Source organism: Streptomyces erythrochromogenes (genome assembly GCF_036170895.1).
Taxonomy (GTDB): domain Bacteria; phylum Actinomycetota; class Actinomycetes; order Streptomycetales; family Streptomycetaceae; genus Streptomyces; species Streptomyces erythrochromogenes.
In genome coordinates, this window is record NZ_CP108036.1 from 5,348,579 (window position 1) to 5,369,925 (window position 21,347).

The window sequence follows — 21,347 nt, forward strand, 5'->3', positions numbered from 1 at the left end:
GGGGTCAGAACCGCGACCAGACGTCCGACGCGGCCGTGCCGGACCAGACCGCGTCGCCGTGGCCGTGGCCCTCGACCACGGTGAAGGAGACGCGCTCGTTGCCGCCGGCGCGGATCAGCTCCGCACCTCGCGGGTGGTCGCCGCGGCCCAGCTCGGTGTTGATCCAGACCACCTCGGCGGTGATGCGGTCCCAGGCGATCCGGTACGTGTCGTCGTCGCCCGCCCAGACCGCGGCGAGATCCCGCATCAGCGCCGCCGGCAGGAGGCCGCTGCCGAGGGCCGCGGTCGCCGCGTGCCAGGTCGACAGCGGGGTGAGGGCCAGCGTGAAGCGGTCCTCGGCGGGAGTCGCGCCGAAGTCGTAGGTTCCGGCGCTGTGCCCCCGGGCGTAGATCCAGTTCGCCGGTCCCGGCAGGGCGGCCGTGCGGATCAGCGCGAAGTGGGCGAGCCCGGCGTGGGTGAAGCACTGTGCCGGGTCCGGCGGCCACGGCACGGGGGAGACGCCGTCCGGATCGGCCGCCGCCTTGGCGATCACGGCCGCCAGCCCCGGATCGACGACGGGGAAGCCCTGCGCGAGCTGGGTGGCGTAGGCGTCCCGGGTGTCGGCCGCCCGCAGCGCGAGATCGCCCGTGTACGGCCCGGTCGTGTCCAGGGCCACGACCCGGCGCAGCCGCGGCGAGGTGTCGTGCGAGGCCGCGTCCAGCGCCAGGGCGGCCCCGGCCGAGTGCCCGACGTACTCGTACGGCAGCCCCAGTACGCGATCCAGCGCGCCCACCACCCGGGCCAGGTCCCGGCGGTGCGCTTCGAGCCCCCACGCGGCGGAGACGTCGGCCGCCGCGGCGGCGTCCTCGCGCGGGGTGACCCCGACGACGAGCAGGCCCCGGCGGCGCAGCGCGTGGGAGAGGTTGCGGCCGCCCGGGGCGCCCGGGGTGAAGAACTCCGCCGCGAAGTTCAGGCCGCCGCCGGGCAGCAGGTACGCGATCCCCTCCGGTGCCCGGGCCGTGTCCGCGATCACGTCCACGGTGACGGGGACCGGGCCGCCGTCACCGAGCGGGAGGGTGAGGCGGATCCAGCCGTCGCCGGGCAGGTAGGCGGCGGTGCCGGTGCCCAGGGCGCGCTCGATGCGGGTCAGCAGTCCGATGCCCCCGGCCGCGTCGCCGTGCTGTCGTTCCCTCACAGGTGTCCCCCCTTGAGCCGGTGATGGCCGAATACCGTCACCCGGAGACACCTTTGCCGGTCAGCGCGTCCCAGCCAAGTCCAGGACGGGTTCATCCTGTTCGCTCTCGGCGCGACGGCGCCGCCGCAGCACCCGCACGGTGATGCCCGCGCCCGCCAGCACCAGCAGCAGGCCCACGGCGGGCCACGGTACGGCGACGAAGTCGGTCGCGGAGCGGGAGACGAGATCGGGGTGGGCGGCGGCGCCCGCCGTGATCCTGACGGTCACCCAGTCCGACTGGGGGGCGTCTGGCCACGGTTCGGTCAGCTCGATCCGCTGGCCCGGCAGCAGGGCCAGCTTCAGCTCGCGCGCCGGCCGGTCCAGCACGCTGCGCCCGAAGAGCCCCTCCGCGGAGATCGCCACCTTCGGCTCGACCACCACGTTGCCCCGGTTGACCAGCGCGTAACGGACAGTGGCGCGGGCGCCCTTCACCCAGGGCAGCAGCGGGGCGGACCGGCTGACCCGCACGTCCTCCACGCTCAGCCCGGGCGTGACGGGCCCCGGCACCCGGAAGTACAGGCGGGCGCCCACCGAACGCCTCACCCCGACCTGGACCTTGCCGTCCTGCTGCACGCCCTCCACGGCGGTGCCCAGCGCCACGATCCCGCCCACGTGGTCACCGGGCGTCGCGTCCGCCGGGACCTTCACGGTGAAGGGGATGTCCTTGCGGCCCTTGGCGGGCACGGTGACGGTGCTCGCCGCCTGCGGCGCCAGGGTGATCCACGCGCCGACGTCCGTCGGCTTCGTCTCCGCCGGCAGCAGCGCGAACGCGCCGCCGGCGGGGGTGTTCACGGCGTCGGTGGCGAAGACCTGGAAGGTCAGCTCCCCGTCGGAGGAGTTCAGGATCGTCACGCTGTCGGAGAGCGTGCTCCCGGCCTCGCCCTGGTGGAAGAAGTACGCGCGATCGGTCATGGCCGCACCGGCCGCGGGCGTCGGGAACACCCCCCACGTGCCGTTGTCCGCGGCCGTCGCCGGGCCGGCTGGCAACAGGCCCGCGCCCAGGAGCAGCAGGCCGAGGAGCAGACCGTACAGGAAGGCGCGGGTGCCGGTGCCGGTGCGGGAGCGGCTGGGCGTGCTGCTGCGGGGGCGCATGGGCGGTCTCCAGTCGGCGCGGAAAGGGGAAGGGGTGGTGCGGCGCCGGAGCGCCGCACCACCCTGGTGGAGCGGGCCGTGCGGGTGCCGATCAGGCGATCGAGAAGGTCACGACCGTCTGGTAGGTGTCGGCGAACATGAACGGCGGGAGCTGGATCATTCCGGCGCCGCCGACGGCGAACTCACCACCGGTCAGCTCGTCGCCCCCGGCGGCCTGGGAGGCCACCTTCATCGGGACGTCGGAGATCGCGCCGGGCGTGCCCGCGGTGCAGGTGCTCGGGCTGTCCGGGTTGGTCACGGTGCAGGACGGCTGGATGCCGATCTGCGCCTTCGCCATCGAGTGGCCGGTGGTCTGGTTCAGGAACGGCGTACGGGTCGCCGTCACGTCCCAGCCGAGCGAGCCGCCGCGGAAGTCCTGGACGGTCGCGGCGTTGAAGACGCCGACCACCGACTGGGCCTTGCCGTTTATGGTGACGGAGCCGAAGCTGACGGCCGGCTGGCCGTCCTTCGGGCCCAGGGCCAGCGGTCCGGGAAGGACCTCGACGTCGACCGGGTTCTTCACGCCTGCCTGCTCCTCCAGGAAGACGAAGGCCTTGTACGGGGTGATCGAACCGTCGATCTTGATCGTGTCGGCCTTCTTGGTGACCGTGATGTTGCAGGTGGCGGCGCCGGACGCGTCCGCCGTGCCGGTGCCGGTGTCACCGGTCGCCGCACCGGCGAGCAGGGCGGAACAGGTGACGGCGCCGGCCGGGAAGTTGGCTCCGCCCACGACGACGGCGGTGCCCGCCGGGCCGCTGTTGGGCGTCAGCTTCGTGGTGACCGGGTCCTTGGGCAGGGCCTCGACGGCGACCGATCCGAGCGAGGCGCTCGGGCGGGGCGCCGGGGTACAGGTGGTGGTGAACACCGAACCGGAGAGGTCCGCGTCGGTCACCGCCAGGTCGAGGGCGACCTGGACGGTCGTGCCCTCGGAACCGTCCGGGATCTTGATGGTTCCGGAGAACGCCTTGGGGTCGAGCGGCTGCCCGGCCACGACGGACACGGTCTCGGGCGGGCTGGTGACCACCTGGGTGGTGGCGCCGACCTTGAGAGTGATCTTGGTCGTGTTCACCGTGGTGACGGAGAACGAGGGGATCAGGGGGCTCGCACCCGGGTCGATCGTGATCGGGACGACGTCGCCGGCCTTGGCGCCGTCGGGCAGCGTGACCGTCCAGTTCTGGTTGCCCGAGCCGTCCGGCTGCGGCGCCGGGGCGTCGCAGTTCTCGAAGACGGTCGTGGTCTTGGTCGCGGCCTGCGCGGAGCCCGCCAGGCCCACCACTGCGCCGGTCAGGGCCAGCGACAGGGCCCCGGCCCCTGCCAGCGCCTTTCGTACATGCCTTCTCGTACTCACTGGGTCGCGACTCCTTCGTCATGACGAACCCTCCCCCCACCCGCTGTGTGGGGGAGGCCGAGCCGGTGCGGTGGCCGATATTGACGCGTCACGGTGATGAGAAGTCAATGACTTGCTTTCGCCCGAAGCACACAGAAATTGATGGGCCATCAGGGAGGGGCTGATGGCCCATCGGATACCGACCGGTCGGGGTGGGGGCGGCGCCGGGCGGCCCGGCCGGTCGGTCCAGGCCTTATCCGGCCGTATTCGGGCGGCTGTGGTCGGCGCGGGTCAGTGCCGGCCGGCTGTGACGTGCAGCAGCAGGTTCGGGGTGCCGGCCGGCAGTCCGGTGATCCGGTCGGGCACGGCGCCGCCTACCAGCGCCCCGGAGACCTGCGCCGGGGTGCGCGCCGTACCGTCGGCCAGGAGCAGCGCGGCCGCCCCCGCCACGTGCGGGGCGGCCATCGAGGTGCCGGAGGAGCGGGCGGTGGCGGTGGCGGAGTCCTTCCAGGCGGAGGTGACGGCCACGCCCGGCGCGAACAGGTCGACGCAGGCACCGTGGTTGGAGAACGGCGCGCGGCGGTCCGCGGCGTCGGTCGCGCCGACGGTGAGGGCCTGCGGGACGGAGGCGGGGGATCCGCCGCAGGCGTTCCTGCCCTCGTTGCCGGCCGCCGCGACGAAGGTGACGCCCGAGGACACGACCCGCAGGACGGCGGCGTCGAGGGCGCGGCTGCGGCTGCCGCCCATGCTCATGTTGGCCACGGCCGGTGTGCCCGGGGCGCGGGCGGCGTCCCGCACCACCCAGTCGAGGCCCTTGATCATGGCCGACAGGCGCCCGTCGCCGCGGCAGTCGGCGACCTTCACGGCGACGAGGGAGACGCCCTTGGCGACCCCGTACGTCTCCCCGCCCACGGTCCCCGCGACGTGCGTGCCGTGTCCGTTGCAGTCACGCGAGCTCTCCAGGAACACCGCGTTGTGCCCGGCCCGTGCCCGGCCGCCGAACTCCTGGTGGCGGGTGTTGATCCCGGTGTCGAGGACGTAGACGGTGACGCCCTCGGCCTTCGTGGCGTACGTGTACGAGCCGTCGAGCGGGAGTTCGCGCTGGTCGATCCGGTCCAGGGTCCAGGGGGCGGGCGCCTGCGGCCGGGCTTGGGGCGTGTCGGTGGTGCCGGTCGCGCCGGTGATGTGGAAGACCGTGTCCGGTTCCACGGAGGCAACCCGGGGGTCGGCGGCCAGGGCGGCGGCCCGCGCGGCCGTGGTGCGGACGGCGAAGCCGTTCAGTGCGGCCTCGTAGACGGGCCCGACCTCGTCCCCGGCGTCCGCGGCCTCGGCGGCCAGGGCGCGGGTCGGGGCGCGGGAGGTGGTGTCCTTGAGGACGACGACGTAAGGGGCGGTGGAGCCCGACCCGGAGCCGGGGTCGGGAACAGGTGGGGGGCCCGTGACGGCGGCCGCGAGCAGGGCGGCCGCGGGGACGAGCGTGGCGAATGCGGTTGCGGTCATGCGGCCGATGCTCTGCGAGGGGCGGTGCGGGCGCGCGGAGGGTGCGCCGAGTGGGCGCACGACACGCCGCCGCCCGGGCTAGAACGCGTCTGGGGCGCCCTACGGGGCGAGGGGCCAGCCGCGCATCGAGAACACGCCCTCGTCGCGGGCACCGGCGGCGTCATAGGTGGCCAGCGCGGCCTCGTTGTCGGTGTCGACGCCCACCCACATGCCGTAGCAGCCGCGTTCCTTCGCCTCGTCCGCGAGGGCCAGGGTCAGGGCGCGGCCGATGCCGCGGCGCCGGTAGCCCTCGTCCACGGAGAGCTCGTACAGGCACATCTCGGTGCCCTTGTCGGGGTGGACCATCTCGATGCCGGAGACCATCCCGGCGGGCACGTCGTCGACGTAGGCGATGAGCATCAGGTGCCCGGGGGCGGTGAGGAAGCGCTCGGACCATTCCTGGCGGGCGGGCCCGTCGAAGAGGGATTCGGCGGCCGAGAGCTCGGCGGGTGTGAAGGCCCGGCGGATGTCCATGGCGGTCACGATAATGCGCGCGGCACCGGTGGCGGGGCGTAGCCGGGCACGGCGTGGCGGGCGGCCCGGAAACTCCCGGCCGGGTGGACGCGGTGCTGACTAACCTGTCCGGGTCGTCGAGGACTTGAGGTCGAGGGGGAGCGCCGTGAGGAATGCCGTGGTCACACCGGGGGGCGACCGGATCCGCTGGGTGGAGCTGCCGGGCGAGGACCCGGCCCGGGTGTACGTCCACGGCCTGGGGGCCACCTCGCCCGCCTACTTCGCGGCGAGCGCCGCGCACCCGCTGCTGGCGGGCCGGCGCTCCCTGCTGGCCGACCTGCTGGGCCACGGGCACAGCGACCGGCCCGAGGACTTCGGCTACACCCTCGAAGAGCACGCCGACGCGCTGGCGGCCGCCCTCACCGGGGCCGGCGCGGAGGGCGCCGAGCTGATCGCCCACAGCATGGGCGGAGCCGTGGCCATCGTCCTGGCCGACCGTCACCCCCGCCTCGTGTCCCGGCTCGTGCTCGTCGACGCCAACCTGGATCCCCTGCAGCCCCGACCGGCCGCCCCCGGGAGCAGCGGGATCGCCTCCTACACCGAGGAGGAGTTCCTCGCCGGCGGCTGGGCCGAGGTGCGCGACAGGGCCGGCGCTCACTGGTGGTCCACCATGCGGCTGGCGGGCCGTACGGCCCTGTACCGCAGCGCCGTCCACCTCGCGGCCGGCACCACCCCCACGATGCGCGAGCTGCTGCTGGAGCTGAAGATCCCGCGCACCTTCCTGCTGCCCGAGGCGGACGCCCCGCTCCCGGGCGCCGACGCCCTCCGGGCCGCGGGCGTCGCCGTGGTGTCCGTCCCCGACTGCGGGCACAACATCATGCTGGACAACCCGGAGGCCTTCGCCAGAGCCACCGCCACGGCCCTGGGCGACGGCGACGTCCGACACGGCGAGAAGGCGTACCGGGGCGGCGAATAGTCCCACCCGGCAAGGGCGCTCGACCCCGTGCACCGTTGGACCCGAGCGTAAGGGCTCTCGCCGGTGAACCGGCCCCGCAACCCGCAGCCCGCAGCCCGCTAGCCCTGGGCGCGCGGGGAAGGGGTGCCGTCGGTCCAGGCGTAGACCCGCTTGCCGCGCACCGCGACCTGGTACTGGTGGAAGTCCCGGCACTCGGTGCGGACTTCGGCCCGCATGCCCCGCGGCCACCACTTGGCGTGCAGGTCCGGCGCGCCCTGTCGCTTCGGGACGCCCGCCGTGCACTGCGGGCCGTCCAGCGGGGTCTTGCCGAGGTCGAACCGTATGAGCCGGTCGTGGCCGGTGGTGCGCACCCGTATGCGGACGTCGGTGGCGTCCTTGGGTATCCAGGACGGCAGGGCGAAGGGCGCTTCCGTGCGCGTCGGGGCGTCGGCGGCGGTCGCGAAGCGCTTGCCCTTCTCCTTGAACACCTTGTGGTCGATGGTGTCCGTCACGGGGTTGGGCGGCAGGTTGGGCAGGGCGAAGGCGGCGGTGGCGAGGACTCCCACGGTGGCGGCGGCGATGACGAGCGGGCGGCGGTTCATGCCTTCAAGTCTGGGCCGGGGACGCCCCCTCGCGCGTCCCTCCTCAGAACGAACCGCGCCTTGGCCGAAGGTCGCACACGGCGTCATACCTGGGAGGGTCTCCGGTCGTGGCCGGGCGACCCCCAGTAACCGGGCGGTGCCCGGCCCCGTTGGCCGGATGACCGTCCGCCCGGCCCCCGAGGACCCCCATGCGCCGTCGCCTCCTCCTCCCCGCCCTCGCCACCGCCACGGCCACCGCCGTGCTCGCCCTCGCGCCCGCCGCCTGGGCCGCGCCCGAGGTCCCGGCCGACAAGCCGCAGGTGCTGAGCCGCTGGACGCAGCCCGGCACCGCGAGTTACGAGGCCTGGGCCGACGCGCGCGAGCACCGCGCCGCCTGGGCGGCGTACGGCTTCGACTGGTCGACCGACCAGTGCACCACCTCCCCGGACAACCCCTTCGGCTTCCCCTTCGCGGCAGCCTGCGCCCGCCACGACTTCGGCTACCGCAACCACCGCGCGGCAGGGCTGTTTCCGGCCGCCAAGGCCCGGCTCGACGAGGCGTTCCACGCGGACATGAAGCGGGTGTGCGCCCGCTACTCGGGCAGCCGCAAGCGTTCGTGCGACGGCACCGCGTGGACGTACTACCAGGCGGTCAGGATCCTCGGCATTTCCTAGGGAGCCGCAACGCAGAGCACCGGGACCCGCTGGACCAGGTTGTTGCCGAAGCCGCCGAGGTTCCACGGCTGTTCGAGGGGCTGGGTGCGGCCGCCGGCGTCCGTGGCGCGGACGGTGAGCGTGTGGCGGCCCGGTACGGCCGTCCAGACGCAGCTCCAGGCCTGCCAGGCCCACGGATGCGGATCCGGGGCCGCCAGCTCGGCCCGGGCCCAGGTCAGGCCGTCGTCGGCGCTCACCTCCACCTGGGCCACGGCCCCGTGGCCGGACCAGGCCCGCCCCCGGAGCCGCACGGGGCCGGGGTGCACGACGCGGGTGCGCGACATGAAGTCGGGGAAGCCCGGCGGTGCCATCAGGGCGCGCGGCGCGATCCGGGTCACCGGCTCGCCCGGATCGTTCGACTCGTCGGCGGACCACCGGAAGCGGTAGGCCGCGGACTGCTGGAAGCCGGTGAACGGCGCGTCGACGAGGGTGATCTCGCGCAGCCATTTGACGTGCGCCATGCCGTACCAGCCGGGCACGACCAGCCGCAGCGGGTACCCGTGCTGCGGCGGCAGGGGCAGGCCGTTCATGGCGTAGGCGATCAGTACGCCCGAGCCGTCCGCGGCGGCGTACGGCAGCGGCAGGCTGCGCCGGTAGTCCTGCTCGACACCGCGCTCCACACCGTGGTCGGCCCCGGTGAACACGGCCTCGACCGCATCGGGCCGCACCCCCGCCCGGTCCAGTACGAGGCCCAGCGGGACCCCGGTCCAGTCGGCTGTGCCCACCGCCTCGACCAGCCACGGCTGGCTGACCGGCCGGGGCGACAGGAGCGCCCGGCCGTTGCCCGCGCACTCCATCGTGACCCGGTGGGTGACCGCGGGGAACGCGCGCAGGGCGTCGAGGTCCAGCGACAGAGGCGTGTCGACCCGGCCGCCCACGGTCAGCCGCCAGCCGTCCGCGTCGGCGGCCGGGATGTCGTAGTGGACCAGGACGTAGTGCAGCCCGGGCGGTGTGACCTCGTAGCGCAGGGCTTCCAGCGGCAGGCCGTGGTTGCGGGCGGCGAGCGCCAACTCCTCCTGGCCGATGCCCTCACCGGCCGGGGCGATGCGTGCCGGGGCGCTGACATCCCGCGCGGACGCCTGGTCCATCTCCCCATGGTCGCGCGCCCCGCGCCGCGGGGCACGTCGTCGCGTCCCCGGTCCTTCGCGTCCCCGGTCCGTCGCGTCACAGGTGCCGGGCGAACCAGGCGCGGGCCAGGGCGGCGACCTCCTCCAGGGCACCGGGCTCCTCGAAGAGGTGCGTGGCGCCCGGGACGACCTCCAGCCGGTTCTCGCAGCGCAGCTCCCGCTGCGCCGCGCGGTTGAGGTCGAGCACGGTGGTGTCGCGGCCGCCGACGACGAGCAGCGTGGGCGCCCGTACGGAGGCCAGCCGGGGCCCGGCGAGGTCGGGCCGGCCGCCGCGGGAGACCACGGCGCCGATGTCCGCGTCGGCGGCGGACGCGGCCCACAGCGCGGCCGCGGCCCCGGTGCTCGCCCCGAAGTAGCCGATCGGGAGGGACGCGCGCCGGCGCAGCCAGCCGGTGGCGTCCGTGAGCCGCCCGGCCAGGGTCCCGATGTCGAAGACATTGGCCCGGTCGGCCTCCTCGGCGGGTGTCAGCAGGTCGAAGAGCAGGGTGCCCAGACCCGCCCGGTTCAGGTCCGCGGCGACCGCCCGGTTGCGCGGGCTGCGGCGGCTGCTGCCCGAGCCGTGGGCGAACATCACGACGGCCCCGGCCCCCTCGGGCAGGGCCAGGTCCCCGGCCAGGGCCAGGCCGCCGGCGTCCACCTCGACCGCTGCGGACCGGGGGGCCTGCCCGGGCGCGGGGCCGGCCGCGGCCCGCGCCAGCAGGGAGACGACCTCCTCGTCGGGGGTCTGGGAGAAGTCCCGGTACCACTCGCCGACGGCCCGGAAGGCGCGCGGCGTGGAGAGGCACACCACCTCGTCGGTCTCGCCGCCCAGCCGGGCGACGGCGTCGGGCGGCGCCACCGGAACGGCCAGTACCACGCGGGCCGCGCCCTGGGCCCGTACGACCCGGCACGCGGCGGCGGCCGTGGCGCCGGTGGCGATCCCGTCGTCCACGACGATCACCGTCCGGCCGTCGAGCGGGACGCGGGTCCGGTCGCCGCGGAACCTGCGGGCCTGCCGGGCCAGCTCCGCCTCCTCGGCGTGCTCGACGGCCGCCAGGTCCTGCTGCGTGACGCGGCTGCTGCGGACGATGTCCTCGCTGATGACCCGTACGCCGCCCTCGCCGATCGCGCCGAAGCCGAGCTCGCGGTGGTGCGGGACGCCGAGCTTGCGGACCACGATCACGTCGAGCGGGGCGCCGAGGGCCCGCGCCACGGCGAAGGCCACCGGGACGCCGCCGCGGGGCAGGCCCAGTACGACGGGACGTTCCCCCTCCAGATGGCGGACGGCTTCGGCGAGCCGTTCTCCGGCGTCCGCGCGGTCGGTGAAGAGCACGGGGGTTCACCCCCAACCCGAGGGGAGACGGAAGCACGCGCAGCCCTCTTCCGACGCAACCCCACGCGGGGGCTTCCCGCAAGTCGGGGAAGCCGGCGCACCACGGCCTCGGCAGCCCGAAGAGGATCGACCCCTTCCGGTGAACGCTTCGCCCTACGGCGCTTTTCAGCCGATCTTTGGCCCGGGGCGGTCGAGTTCGTCCCGCACGACGACGCCGGCAGGCGCCGGGAAACGGCCCCTCGGCGCGTCCGGAGCAACCCCGGACGAAGGCTCCGACCCGCCCCGGACTCGTCCCGGGCAGCCCCGCAGACCGCTGCGACCTGCGCGAAAGCCCTCCGCGGAGGGAGGGCTTCGGGTGATGGAGAATGTGTGCCCCCGGCAGGACTCGAACCTGCGGCCAAGTGCTTAGAAGGCACCTGCTCTATCCACTGAGCTACGGGGGCCGGAAGGTGGCCCTGGTGGGCCTGGAGCCCCTGGTGGGGGTGGGACTTCGGTCCGTGCCGGGTCAAGGATAGGGCTCCGGTTGCCTTGTCCCGGTTGCTTCACTCGCGTGCCACGATGTGGAGGTTCGGTGAAGCGGTCCCGATAATCGCAGGCAGGTGCGATTCTCGCATCGCTTTTGCGCCGCGGCGCCCTGGGTGTTGTGCACTCGTTATGCCTGCGCCCCACTCGTCCGTCGTGCCCAGAATGTCCCACTGAAGTCGCGGTCGGCGCGCAGGGGGCGTATAAGCTTCAAAAATGGTCCTAAATTGGGCATTCTTCGCATGTGGTGACCTTGGATGTTCGGCCTCAGCTGCTCGATGCCCTGTCCGCCCTGCGCGACCGGGTCGCGTCCGTACGTCTGCCGTTGCCCCTGCCCGGTGCCCCACGGGCCCGTCAGACCAGAGCCGAGCTGCTGGCGCAGCTCGACGACTACCTCGTACCGCGCCTGAAGGCGCCCGAGGCGCCTCTGCTCGCCGTGGTCGGCGGGTCCACCGGGGCCGGTAAGTCCACCCTCGTCAACTCCCTCGTAGGACGCCAGGTCAGCGAAGCGGGCGTGCTGCGCCCGACCACCCGCACACCGGTGCTCGTCTGCCACCCCGACGACCACCACTGGTTCGCCGGGATGCGCGTACTGCCCGACCTGATGCGGGTCTGGGTACCGCACGAGGACGACGACGCGCCCCCCAAAGCCGCCTCCCGGCGCCCGGGCCGCGGCCACGTCGGGGCCCAGGGCGGCCACGAGACCCGCGAGATGCGGATCGAGACCGTCACCAGCCTGCCGCGCGGCCTCGCCATCCTCGACGCCCCCGACATCGACTCCCTCGTGGTCGACAACCGGACCCTCGCCGCCGAACTCATCTGCGCCGCCGACGTCTGGGTGATGGTCACCACCGCCTCGCGGTACGCCGACGCCGTCCCCTGGCACCTCCTGCGCACCGCCAAGCAGTACAAGGCCACCCTCATCACCGTCCTGGACCGGGTACCGCACCAGGTGCTCGCCGAGGTCTCCCGCCAGTACGGGGCCCTGCTCACCAAGGCCGGACTGGGCGACGTACCGCGCTTCACCGTCCCCGAACTCCCCGAATCGACCGGCGGCGGCGGACTGCTGCCCGCGAGCGCCGTCGCCCCGTTGTTCGCCTGGCTCGCCCACCACGCGCAGGACCCGGCCGCCCGCCAGTACGCAGTCGGGCGCACCGCCCTCGGCGCGCTGGACTCACTCAAGCGCCGGATGCCCGAACTCGCCTCCGCAGTCGCCGCCCAGCACGCCGCCGCCGTACGGCTGACCTCTGCCGTCGAGGACGCGTACCGGCGTGAGGGCAAGAGGGTCCGGGGCCGCCTCGACCGCGGCGCCGTACTGGCCGGCGACGCGCTGACCCGGTGGCGCGGCTACCCGCTCGACACCAGCGCCGACGAACTGCTGGACTCCCTCGCCGAGTCCCTCGCCGCACTGCTCCAGTGCGCCGTCGCCGCCGCCGACGAGCGGATCGCCGAAGCCTGGCGGCGCGAACCGGCCTCCGGCGCGCTGGCCCTGCCCACCCCCGACCGGGAGGCGGCGGAACGTATCTGTATGGCCGTACGCCGCTGGCGGCGCGTGCTGGAAGAACTCGCCGAGGAGGAGGTGGCCCGGCTCGACAAGCAGCCCGCACCCGACGCCGACGCCGTCGCGGCCCTGCTCGTCACCGCGCTCCTCGGCGGCAAACGAGCCCGGCCCGCCGGGGAGAAGCTCGCCGAGCGGATCGGCGCCCAGGCCGCCCTGCGGCTGCGCGACAAGGGCGGGGAACTGGTCGGCGACCACCTCGACGAGGTGCTGCGCGGCGAACGCGACCGCCGCCTCGCCCCGTTGGAAGCACTCGAAGTGACCCCGGAACCGCAGGCCGAACTGATCGCCGCGCTGTCCGTACTGCAGAAGGAGAGGTGACGCCGTGACCGCCCTGACCGACCGCACCGACGACCGCTGGGACGACGGGTTCATCGCGCGTTCCCGCCCCCGCCCCGTCGAAGCGGGCGAGGAGGACGCCGCCGACGCGGGCGACGAGGGCGACGAGGCGCTCGTACGGGCCGTCTCCGGCGCCGGCAGCGACGGGGGCAAGTCGTCCGCGCCCCCGCTCAGCCCCGAGGCGCAGGCCCTGCGCCAGCGCCTCGACGCGCTGCGCCAGCTGGTCGGGCTGTCCCGGACCCGGCTCGACGGCAAGACCCTCGCCGAGGCCGGACGGGTACTGGACGAGGCCGCCGCACGCCGCGGGCTCTCGCCCCAGCACACGGTCGTCGCGATCGCCGGAGCGACCGGAAGCGGCAAGTCCACGCTCTTCAATTCACTCGCCGGGGTGCAGATCTCCGAGACCGGGCTGCGCCGCCCGACCACCGCCGCGCCCATCGCGTGCAGTTGGTCGGACGGGGCAGCCGGGCTGCTGGACCGGCTGGAGATCCCCGGACGGCTGCGGCGCCGGCCCCGCGAGACCTCCGAGGCCGAGGCCCTGCGCGGGATGGTCCTCGTGGACCTGCCGGACCTGGACTCGGCGCTCGTCGCGCACCGCGAGCACGTGGACCGCGTACTGGCGCTGGTCGACGCCGTGGTGTGGGTCGTGGACCCGGAGAAGTACGCCGACGCGGTGCTGCACGAGCGGTACCTGCGGCCGCTGGCCGGACACGCCGAGGTGACCTTCGTCGTGCTCAACCAGGTGGACCGGCTGCCCGGGGAGGCCGCCGACCTCGTCCTGGACGACCTGCGCCGGCTGCTCGACGAGGACGGCATCGCGCTCGGCGAGCACGGCGAGCCCGGCGCCACCGTCCTCGGGCTGTCCGCGCTGACCGGCGAGGGCGTCGGGGAGCTGCGCGAACTCCTCGGACAGTTCACCCAGGAGAAGGGCGCCGCGACCCGGCGGATCTCGGCGGACGTGGACCGCGCCGCCGTCCGGCTGCGGCCGCTCTACGTCGCCGACGGGCACGGCGGACCCGAGATCGGGGAGGCGGCGCGCGCCGAGTTCGAGGACCGGCTCGCCGAGGCGGTCGGGGCCTGCGCGGCCGGACTCGCCGCCGAACGGGCCTGGCGGCGCAACGCGGGCAAGGCGTGCGGGACTCCGTGGCTGAGGCTGTGGCGCTGGTACGAGAACCGGCGCGCGCCGCGCACCCTGGCGGGCCTGGCCGCCCTGGCGGCGATCGGCGGCCGGGGCCAGACGGTCGCGCCCGCGCCGGTCGAGGAGGAGGTGACCGCGCGTCAGCGGGTGGAGCAGGCCGTACGGGTCGTCGCCGACGAAGCGGTCGCGGGCCTGCCCGACCCGTGGGCGCAGGCCGTCCGGGAGACGGCGGTGCGCGGCGCCGACAGGCTTCCGGAGGCGCTGGACGAGATCGCGGTGACCCTCGGGGCCGCGGTCGCGGTGCCGAACGCGAAACCGCCGCGGCCCGCGTGGTGGCCGGTGGCGGTGCTGGCGCAGGCGGCCATGACGCTGCTCCAGATCTTCGGCGGGCTGTGGCTCGTGGGGCAGATCGTCGGGGTCCTGGAACCGGAGCTGATGCCGCCGGTGCTGCTGATGGTGGCGGGCATCATCGGCGGTCCGCTCGTGGAATGGGCCTGCTCGATCGCGGCCCGGGGACCCGCGCGGAGGTACGGCCAGGACGCGGAGCGCAGGCTGCGGCAGGCGGCGGCCGGGTGCGGACGGGCCCGGGTGCTGGAACCGGTGGCGGCGGAGCTGCTGCGCTACCGGGAGGTGCGGGAGCAGTACGCGACGGTCGCCGCAGGGGGGAGCCGGTTGTCCACAACCCGCCAGTAGTCCACAGGCCGGAGCGGGGGACCGGCCGCCGGCCGCAGCATGGCTCGTAGCCCGTACGGATGGTCCGTGCGGGACGGGACGACGGGGGAGGGCGGCCGGGATGTACGACACCCAGGTGACGCTGGTGGGACATGTGGCGACGCAGGTCGACTACAAGGAGACGGTGAACGGCCCGTCGGCGCGGTTCCGGTTCGCGGTGACGCCCCGGTACTTCGACCGGCGCAAGGACGCCTGGACGGACGGCACGACCAGCTTCTACACCGTGTGGGCGCGGCGCACCCTCGCGGTGAACCTCGCCGGTTCCGTATCGGTGGGCGAGCCGCTGGTGGTGCACGGGAGGCTGCGCGTGCGGGACGACCCGCCCGACGGGGAGGGCAACCGGTGGTTCAGCGCGGAGATCGACGCGACCGCCATCGGGCACGATCTGAACCGGGGCACGGCGGCCTTCAGGCGCGTGGTGAGAACCGATCATCCGCTGATGGACACTCAGAAGGCGGCGGTGGGTTGAGTGTTCGAGGCGGATAGGATTCCCCGGTACTCACGGGCACCTGGGTCTTTGGCCCGAAGGGGAAGACTGTGTCGATTGCCGTTCCCGCATCCTCCACTCCTGCTCCCGCTCCTGCTGTTCCCGCACCTGCTCCTGCTGTTCCCGCGCCTGCTCCCGCCCCGCTCGAACACGCCGGGGCGGTACGGGGCTCCGCGCGCCGGCCGCTCGCGGCCGCCCTGCTGGCCGCGGCCCTCACCGCCGCGCCCGGCGCCCGGGCCGCCGCCGACTCCGGCCCGGCCGCGCCCCGCGCACCGGAGGGCGCGAGCGCCGTGCTGGACGGGCTGAAGACGTTCGGGCAGGCGGTCCTCCACGGCGGCGACGGATCGGTGCGGAACATCCCCGCCGGCCTGTACGAGATGCGGGTCGACGGCGGCGGGATGCTCCAGACGTACGGCGTCGGGGTGGCGGGCAACGCCCAGCCGCAGGCCCGGTACACGGAGAGCGGCTGGAGCGGCAGTCCGCTGGCGGGCAACGGGCAGGCCGGCCGGATCCGCTGGGTGCTGGAGCACTCCTACCCGCAGCTGAACGACCTGGCCGGGCTCGCCAAGGCGGCCGGTGCCGTCTCGCTCACCGCGGAGAGCGCGGCGGCCGGGACCCAGGTGGCGATCTGGCGGCTCGCGGACGGAGTGCGGGTCGAGGCGACGGACCCGTCCGCGGAGAAGCTTGCCGACTACCTCCAGCGGGCGGCGGGACAGATGCCGGAGCCGCCCGCCTCGCTGGGGCTCGACCCCGGCGACGTCTCGGGGCCGGTGGGTGCGCGGCTCGGCCCGGTGACCGTGCGCACCGGGGCGCGCAGCGTGTCGGTCGTCCCGGACGCGGCGGCCGTCGCCATGGGGGTGCGCGTGGTGGACGCCGACGGGCAGCCGCTGACCACGGCGGTCAACGGGAGCCGGATCTACTTCGAGGTGCCCGCGGGCACCCCCGACGGGACGGCCTCGGTCACCGTCCAGGGGGCGACCAGGGTGCCGGTCGGCCGGGTCTTCACCAGCGGCGTCCCTGCCCAGGCGCAGATCGTGGCCGGCTCCAGCGAGTCCGTGGCGGCCGCCACGGCGCGGGCGGCCTGGCAGCCGCCCCCGCCTCCCGAGGCCGGTGCGACCCCGGCATCGGACCCGGGCACCGGCTCGGCGGCGGTCGCGCTGGGCGCGCAGTCCGCGTCGCTCCCCACCACCTCCCCGGACGAGGAACGGCTGGCGACCAGCGGCAGCTCGGCGGCCACGCCCGTCATCGCCTCCCTGGCGGTGGGCCTGGTCGTGCTGGGGGGCCTGGTCGTCCTGCTGCTGCGCAAGCGCCCGCTCGACGAGGAGCAGTAGGAGGAGCAGTGGGAAGAGAAGAGGAGCAGTAGGAAGAGGAAGGGGAGGGCCGGCGTGGGCATCGGGCCGGTTCTGCCACGGGATCCGGGGTAGAGGCAGGAAATGGTTGATCAAGAACTGACCTGGACCGGCGCCTTCGCGCGATGGGACCGCCGGCTCTTCGACGCCGTGGCCCGCAGGCACTGGCCCGGCGCCGACCGGGTGCTGCCGCGCCTGGGGCGGGCCGCGAACCACGGGGTGCTGTGGGGTGGGGCCGCCGCGGCCATCGCCGTCTTCGGATCGGCCGGCGCGCGCAAGGCGGCCCTGCGCGGGGCGGCCTCACTGGCCCTGGCCTCCTCGGCCATCAACACCGTCGGCAAGTGGTCCGTACGCCGTCCCCGGCCGCTGCTGGAGGGAGTGCCCGCGGTGCGGCAGCTGGCCGTGCAGCCGCAGACCACCTCCTTCCCGTCCGGGCACTCGGCATCGGCCTTCGCCTTCACCGCCGGGCTGGCGCTGGAGGCCCCCGCGCTGGGCGCCGTGCTTGCCCCGGTCGCCGCGTCGGTGGCGTTCTCCCGCGTCTACACCGGGGTGCACTACCCCTCCGACGTGGTCGCGGGGGCGGCGCTGGGCGTCGCCGCCGCGTTCGTCGTACGCCGGCTCGCCCGGGACGTGCAGGAGGCCCGGGCCGTGCCGGGCGACGAGCCGAAGGCCATCGGGGTACCGGCGCTGCCCGACGGGGCGGGGCTGACGGTGGTCGTCAACACCGGGTCGGGCACGTCCGCGGCCGTACGCGACGTACTGCGCACCCGGCTGCCCAAGGCCGAGGTGGTCGAGTGCGAGGGAGCGGACCTGCTTCCCGCACTGGCGGACGCGGCTTCGCGCGCCACCGTCCTCGGGGTGTGCGGCGGCGACGGCACCGTCAACGCGGCCGCCACCGCAGCCCTGCGGGCCGGGGTGCCCCTGGCCGTGTTCCCCGGCGGCACCCTCAACCACTTCGCGCTCGACCTCGGCCTCATCGGTCCCGAGAGCACCTGCGAGGCCCTGGAGCACGGGGAGGCCGTCCACGTCGGCGTGGGCCGCTTCTCCCCGGGCCCCGGCCCCGACGGCGAACCCGGCTACTTCCTGAACAACTTCAGCATCGGCGCCTACCCGGAGCTGCTGCGCCACCGGCTGCGCTGGGCCCCGCGCATCGGCGGCGGCCCGGCCGCGCTGCTGGCGGCCTGGAAGGTCCTGCGCGCCGAGCGGCCCGTGCGGCTGAGCCTGGCCGGGCGGCCCCGAAGCGTCTGGCTGCTCTTCGCCGGCAACGGCACCTACCACGGCACCGGTCCCACCCCCGGCCGCCGCGACAGCGTCGGCGAGGGCTTCCTCGACCTGCGGGTCGTCTACGGCGGCGGGCGGCCCGGCCCCCGACTGCTGGCCGCCGCGTTCGCCGGCCCGCTGAGCCGCTCCCCGGTCCACGCGGCCACCCACCTGCGCAGCCTGCGCGTCGGGGCCGTCCCGAAGGGCACCCCGCTGGCCTACGACGGCGAATACGCCAAGGCGTCGAGCGAGCTGGTCCTCGACACCCTCCCAAGAGCCCTCACGGTCTACCGCCCCCTCTGACCGGCGCGCCGTCTCACCGGCTCACCGGCGCGCACCGGCGCTCTCGGCGAGCGACTGCACTGCATCCTTCGGCCTACTGCTTTCTCGGCCCTGTGGAGGACGATCCCGCGGCGGCGCCGCGAGAGGGTTGATCCGTGCGGACAGCCATCGGATACACCATCGAAAGCATCGGCTACGTCGTAGGGGCCCAGGGGCTGGTCAGCTTCGCTTCGCAGACCTTCTTCGGCACGGAGTGGGGGTGGCTGCACAAGGTCGTCGACCTTCCGTCCACCGCCCACCTCGGCATCGTCGCCGTGGGGCTGGCGCTCGTCGTCGTCGGAGTGAGGACGCGGCAGGCGCCCGCGCGCCGGGACATCGCCTGACCTACCCATTCGCCCGCGGGTATGGACGTACGGCAGTATGGGGTGTATCTGCCCACCATCGATCTGCCGGACGGTTTCTCTTGGCTGAGTTCATCTACACCATGCGCAAGACGCGCAAGGCACACGGCGACAAGGTGATCCTTGACGACGTCTTCCTGAACTTCCTGCCCGGCGCGAAGATCGGTGTGGTGGGTCCGAACGGTGCCGGTAAGTCCACCGTTCTGAAGATCATGGCTGGCATCGAGCAGCCGTCCAACGGCGACGCCTTCCTCTCGCCCGGCTACTCCGTCGGCATCCTCATGCAGGAGCCGAAGCTCGACGAGTCCAAGACGGTCCTGGAGAACGTCGAGGACGGCGTCGGCCCGATCAAGCAGAAGCTCAACCGGTTCAACGCGATCGCCGAGGAAATGGCGACGAACTACACCGACGAGCTCATGGAAGAGATGGGCAAGCTCCAGGACGACCTGGACCACGCCAACGCGTGGGACCTCGACGCCCAGCTGGAGCAGGCCATGGACGCCCTGGGCTGCCCGCCCGGCGACTGGCCCGTCACCAACCTCTCCGGTGGTGAGAAGCGCCGCGTGGCCCTCTGCAAGCTGCTGCTGGAGGCCCCCGACCTGCTGCTCCTCGACGAGCCCACCAACCACCTCGACGCCGAGTCCGTGAACTGGCTGGAGCAGCACCTGGCCCAGTACAAGGGCGCCGTCGTGGCCGTCACCCACGACCGCTACTTCCTCGACAACGTCGCCGAGTGGATCCTCGAGCTCGACCGCGGCCGCGCGCACCCCTACGAGGGCAACTACTCCACCTACCTGGAGAAGAAGGCCGAGCGCCTCAAGGTCGAGGGCAAGAAGGACGAGAAGCGCGCCAAGCGCCTCAAGGAAGAGCTGGAGTGGGTCCGCTCCAACGCCAAGGGCCGCCAGGCCAAGTCCAAGGCCCGCCTCGCCCGCTACGAGGAGATGGCGGCCGAGGCCGACAAGATGCGCAAGCTGGACTTCGAGGAGATCCAGATCCCGCCGGGCCCGCGTCTGGGCTCGATCGTGGTCGAGGTCAACAACCTCTCCAAGGCGTTCGGTGACAAGGTCCTCATCGACGACCTGTCCTTCACGCTGCCGCGCAACGGCATCGTCGGCATCATCGGCCCGAACGGCGCCGGCAAGACCACGCTCTTCAAGATGATCCAGGGCCTGGAGAAGCCGGACTCCGGCGAGATCAAGGTCGGCGAGACCGTCAAGATCTCGTACGTCGACCAGGGCCGCGCCAACATCGACCCCAAGAAGACCCTCTGGGCGGTCGTGTCGGACGAGCTGGACTACATCAACGTCGGCAACGTCGAGATGCCGTCCCGCGCGTACGTCAGCGCCTTCGGCTTCAAGGGTCCGGACCAGCAGAAGCCGGCCGGTGTGCTCTCCGGTGGTGAGCGCAACCGCCTGAACCTGGCGCTGACCCTCAAGCAGGGCGGCAACCTGCTGCTCCTCGACGAGCCCACCAACGACCTCGACGTCGAGACCCTCGGCTCGCTCGAGAACGCGCTGCTGGAGTTCCCCGGTGCGGCCGTGGTCGTCTCCCACGACCGCTGGTTCCTGGACCGGGTGGCCACGCACATCCTCGCCTACGAGGGTGAATCGAAGTGGTTCTGGTTCGAGGGCAACTTCGAGTCCTACGAGAAGAACAAGGTCGAGCGGCTCGGCCCGGACGCCACCCGTCCGCACCGCGCCACCTACAAGAAGCTCACCCGAGGCTGAGGGGAGCTCTGAGGTCACGGCCATGGCCAGACACCAATACCGTTGCCCCCTGCGCTGGGCGGACATGGATGCCTTCGGGCACGTCAACAACGTCGTCTTCCTCCGCTATCTGGAGGAGGCGCGGATCGACTTCATGTTCCGCCTCGCGCCGGGGGAGGGCAGCGAGTCCTTCACGGGCGGATCCGTCGTGGCCCGCCACGAGATCGACTACAAGCTGCCCCTCGTGCACCGTCACGAGCCGGTCCTCATCGAGTCCTGGGTGACCCGGATCGGCGCCGCTTCCCTGACCATCCGCTACGAGGTCAAGGACGAGGCGACCGAGGACCGGCCGGAGACCGTCTACGTGCGCGCGGAGACCGTGGTCGTGCCCTACAACCTCGCCGCGGGACGGCCCCGCCGCATCACGGCCGAGGAGAGGCACTTCCTGGAGGAGTACCTCGACGAGCCGCGTTCTGAGGCCATCGCGGCATGATCGAGCAGCTGCGCTTCGCCGATTCCGGGGAGGCGGCGGACCTCGCCGCCTTCCTGGGCCGGCTGGTGCACTACGACCGGGCCGCCGCCGTCCGCCTCCAGGCGGGCGGCGGCGCGCTCGGCGTGTTCGGACGGCCGCCCTCCTTCGAGGTCCTGGCCATCCGCACCGTGCGGCTCGCCGTCCCCGTGGGGACGCCGCTGGACGTGACGGTGTCCGCCGGAGAGCTCCTGGAATCCGTGGACGAGGCCTCGGCCGAGGCCACCGTGCCCGGGCCGGTCACCGGACCGCCCTGGACCGGGGTGCTCCCGCCCCGCGGCGGCTGGCGGCAGGTGCCGGGGCTGCCCGGACCCGAGGCGATCGCGGCGGCCGTCGCGGCCTCCGTCGCCGAGTTCCGGGCCCGTGACGAGGCCCTGCCCGCGCAGCACCGGACCCGGTCCGAGCGCGACCGCATCGGCCGCGAGATCTGGTCCCGCACCCTGGGCGACACCGAGCTCCCGCTGCGCGTCGCGCACGCCGCGCAGTCCCTGGGTTTCCTGCGACCGGTACGCGCCTCCGTGCCCGCCCCCGCGTCCGCAGCCGCCCCCGATCCCGTGGCGCTGCTCGCCTCCGGGAGCTGGCTGCGGCTGCGCACCCCGTACGGCTCGGTGGCCACCCGCCGCCCCGGCGCCACCGGCGGCCTCGGCGCCTTCCAGGTCCGTCCGGTCTGACCCGCGGTCCGCGCGAGGCCCG

Annotated in this window: 19 protein-coding genes and 1 tRNA gene; 11 read left to right on the forward strand and 9 right to left on the reverse strand. The window is 73.9% G+C overall.

What is annotated here, in order from left to right:
• Positions 1-4: 4 nt before the first annotated feature.
• The 5 genes from OHA91_RS24435 to OHA91_RS24455 form a co-directional block, all read right to left on the reverse strand.
• Positions 5-1,174, reverse strand: a complete 1,170-nt coding sequence (locus tag OHA91_RS24435) for a hypothetical protein (RefSeq protein ID WP_031145448.1) — start codon at positions 1,172-1,174, stop codon at positions 5-7.
• Positions 1,175-1,234: 60 nt separating this feature from the next.
• The gene (locus tag OHA91_RS24440; protein WP_328740011.1) at positions 1,235-2,305 is read right to left on the reverse strand and encodes a WxL protein peptidoglycan domain-containing protein; all 1,071 of its coding nucleotides are present in this window, start codon (positions 2,303-2,305) and stop codon (positions 1,235-1,237) included.
• A 91-nt stretch (positions 2,306-2,396) separates the two neighbouring features.
• On the reverse strand, positions 2,397-3,692 hold the full coding sequence (locus OHA91_RS24445) for a hypothetical protein (RefSeq protein ID WP_031145450.1): 1,296 nt from the start codon (positions 3,690-3,692) through the stop codon (positions 2,397-2,399).
• Between the two features lie 270 nt (positions 3,693-3,962).
• A complete protein-coding gene (locus tag OHA91_RS24450; RefSeq protein WP_266501065.1) occupies positions 3,963-5,171 on the reverse strand; it encodes a S8 family peptidase in 1,209 nt (402 codons plus the stop codon).
• Between the two features lie 99 nt (positions 5,172-5,270).
• Entirely contained in the window at positions 5,271-5,684 is a 414-nt protein-coding gene (locus OHA91_RS24455) for a GNAT family N-acetyltransferase (protein WP_031145453.1), read from the reverse strand.
• Positions 5,685-5,829: 145 nt separating this feature from the next.
• Here OHA91_RS24455 and OHA91_RS24460 point away from each other — a divergent pair, with 145 nt between their 5' ends.
• Positions 5,830-6,639 carry an alpha/beta fold hydrolase gene (locus tag OHA91_RS24460; RefSeq protein ID WP_031145455.1) on the forward strand — a complete coding sequence of 270 codons (810 nt, stop codon included), beginning with the start codon at positions 5,830-5,832 and terminating at the stop codon, positions 6,637-6,639.
• Positions 6,640-6,737: 98 nt separating this feature from the next.
• Here the strand turns inward: OHA91_RS24460 and OHA91_RS24465 are convergent, their stop codons facing one another.
• Positions 6,738-7,220 (reverse strand): hypothetical protein, encoded by a 483-nt coding sequence (locus OHA91_RS24465; RefSeq protein WP_031145457.1) that lies wholly within the window; start codon positions 7,218-7,220, stop codon positions 6,738-6,740.
• Positions 7,221-7,408: 188 nt separating this feature from the next.
• Here OHA91_RS24465 and OHA91_RS24470 point away from each other — a divergent pair, with 188 nt between their 5' ends.
• Positions 7,409-7,873, forward strand: a complete 465-nt coding sequence (locus OHA91_RS24470) for a phospholipase (RefSeq protein WP_328740012.1) — start codon at positions 7,409-7,411, stop codon at positions 7,871-7,873.
• Here OHA91_RS24470 and OHA91_RS24475 read toward each other — a convergent pair.
• From OHA91_RS24475 to OHA91_RS24485, 3 genes are all read right to left on the reverse strand, one after another.
• Positions 7,870-9,000: a sulfite oxidase gene (locus OHA91_RS24475; RefSeq protein WP_266501070.1), complete on the reverse strand. Its 1,131-nt coding sequence runs from the start codon at positions 8,998-9,000 to the stop codon at positions 7,870-7,872. The genes OHA91_RS24470 and OHA91_RS24475 overlap by 4 nt on opposite strands.
• Positions 9,001-9,076: 76 nt before the next feature.
• Positions 9,077-10,351 carry a phosphoribosyltransferase family protein gene (locus OHA91_RS24480; protein ID WP_328740013.1) on the reverse strand — a complete coding sequence of 425 codons (1,275 nt, stop codon included), beginning with the start codon at positions 10,349-10,351 and terminating at the stop codon, positions 9,077-9,079.
• 370 nt (positions 10,352-10,721) lie between these two features.
• Positions 10,722-10,794: transfer RNA gene (locus OHA91_RS24485), tRNA-Arg, on the reverse strand.
• A 332-nt stretch (positions 10,795-11,126) separates the two neighbouring features.
• Between OHA91_RS24485 and OHA91_RS24490 the strand changes: the two genes are divergently transcribed.
• From OHA91_RS24490 to OHA91_RS24530, 9 genes are all read left to right on the forward strand, one after another.
• The gene (locus tag OHA91_RS24490) at positions 11,127-12,752 is read left to right on the forward strand and encodes a dynamin family protein (RefSeq protein ID WP_328740014.1); all 1,626 of its coding nucleotides are present in this window, start codon (positions 11,127-11,129) and stop codon (positions 12,750-12,752) included.
• A gap of 4 nt (positions 12,753-12,756) precedes the next feature.
• Positions 12,757-14,601 carry a YfjP family GTPase gene (locus OHA91_RS24495; protein WP_051892508.1) on the forward strand — a complete coding sequence of 615 codons (1,845 nt, stop codon included), beginning with the start codon at positions 12,757-12,759 and terminating at the stop codon, positions 14,599-14,601.
• A 100-nt stretch (positions 14,602-14,701) separates the two neighbouring features.
• Positions 14,702-15,109, forward strand: a complete 408-nt coding sequence (locus OHA91_RS24500; protein WP_031145501.1) for a single-stranded DNA-binding protein — start codon at positions 14,702-14,704, stop codon at positions 15,107-15,109.
• A 68-nt stretch (positions 15,110-15,177) separates the two neighbouring features.
• On the forward strand, positions 15,178-16,458 hold the full coding sequence (locus OHA91_RS24505) for a thioester domain-containing protein (protein ID WP_328740015.1): 1,281 nt from the start codon (positions 15,178-15,180) through the stop codon (positions 16,456-16,458).
• A 102-nt stretch (positions 16,459-16,560) separates the two neighbouring features.
• Positions 16,561-18,039: a bifunctional phosphatase PAP2/diacylglycerol kinase family protein gene (locus OHA91_RS24510; protein ID WP_328740016.1), complete on the forward strand. Its 1,479-nt coding sequence runs from the start codon at positions 16,561-16,563 to the stop codon at positions 18,037-18,039.
• Positions 18,040-18,173: 134 nt separating this feature from the next.
• Complete coding sequence (locus OHA91_RS24515; RefSeq protein WP_328740017.1) at positions 18,174-18,401, forward strand: hypothetical protein; 228 nt, start codon at positions 18,174-18,176, stop codon at positions 18,399-18,401.
• Between the two features lie 80 nt (positions 18,402-18,481).
• The gene (gene ettA, locus OHA91_RS24520) at positions 18,482-20,146 is read left to right on the forward strand and encodes an energy-dependent translational throttle protein EttA (RefSeq protein ID WP_031145507.1); all 1,665 of its coding nucleotides are present in this window, start codon (positions 18,482-18,484) and stop codon (positions 20,144-20,146) included.
• A gap of 22 nt (positions 20,147-20,168) precedes the next feature.
• Positions 20,169-20,618: an acyl-CoA thioesterase gene (locus tag OHA91_RS24525; protein ID WP_030031525.1), complete on the forward strand. Its 450-nt coding sequence runs from the start codon at positions 20,169-20,171 to the stop codon at positions 20,616-20,618.
• Positions 20,615-21,325, forward strand: coding sequence for a hypothetical protein (locus tag OHA91_RS24530; RefSeq protein WP_031145510.1), 711 nt, complete (start codon positions 20,615-20,617; stop codon positions 21,323-21,325). The genes OHA91_RS24525 and OHA91_RS24530 overlap by 4 nt, the downstream gene beginning before the upstream one ends.
• Positions 21,326-21,347: the final 22 nt, after the last annotated feature.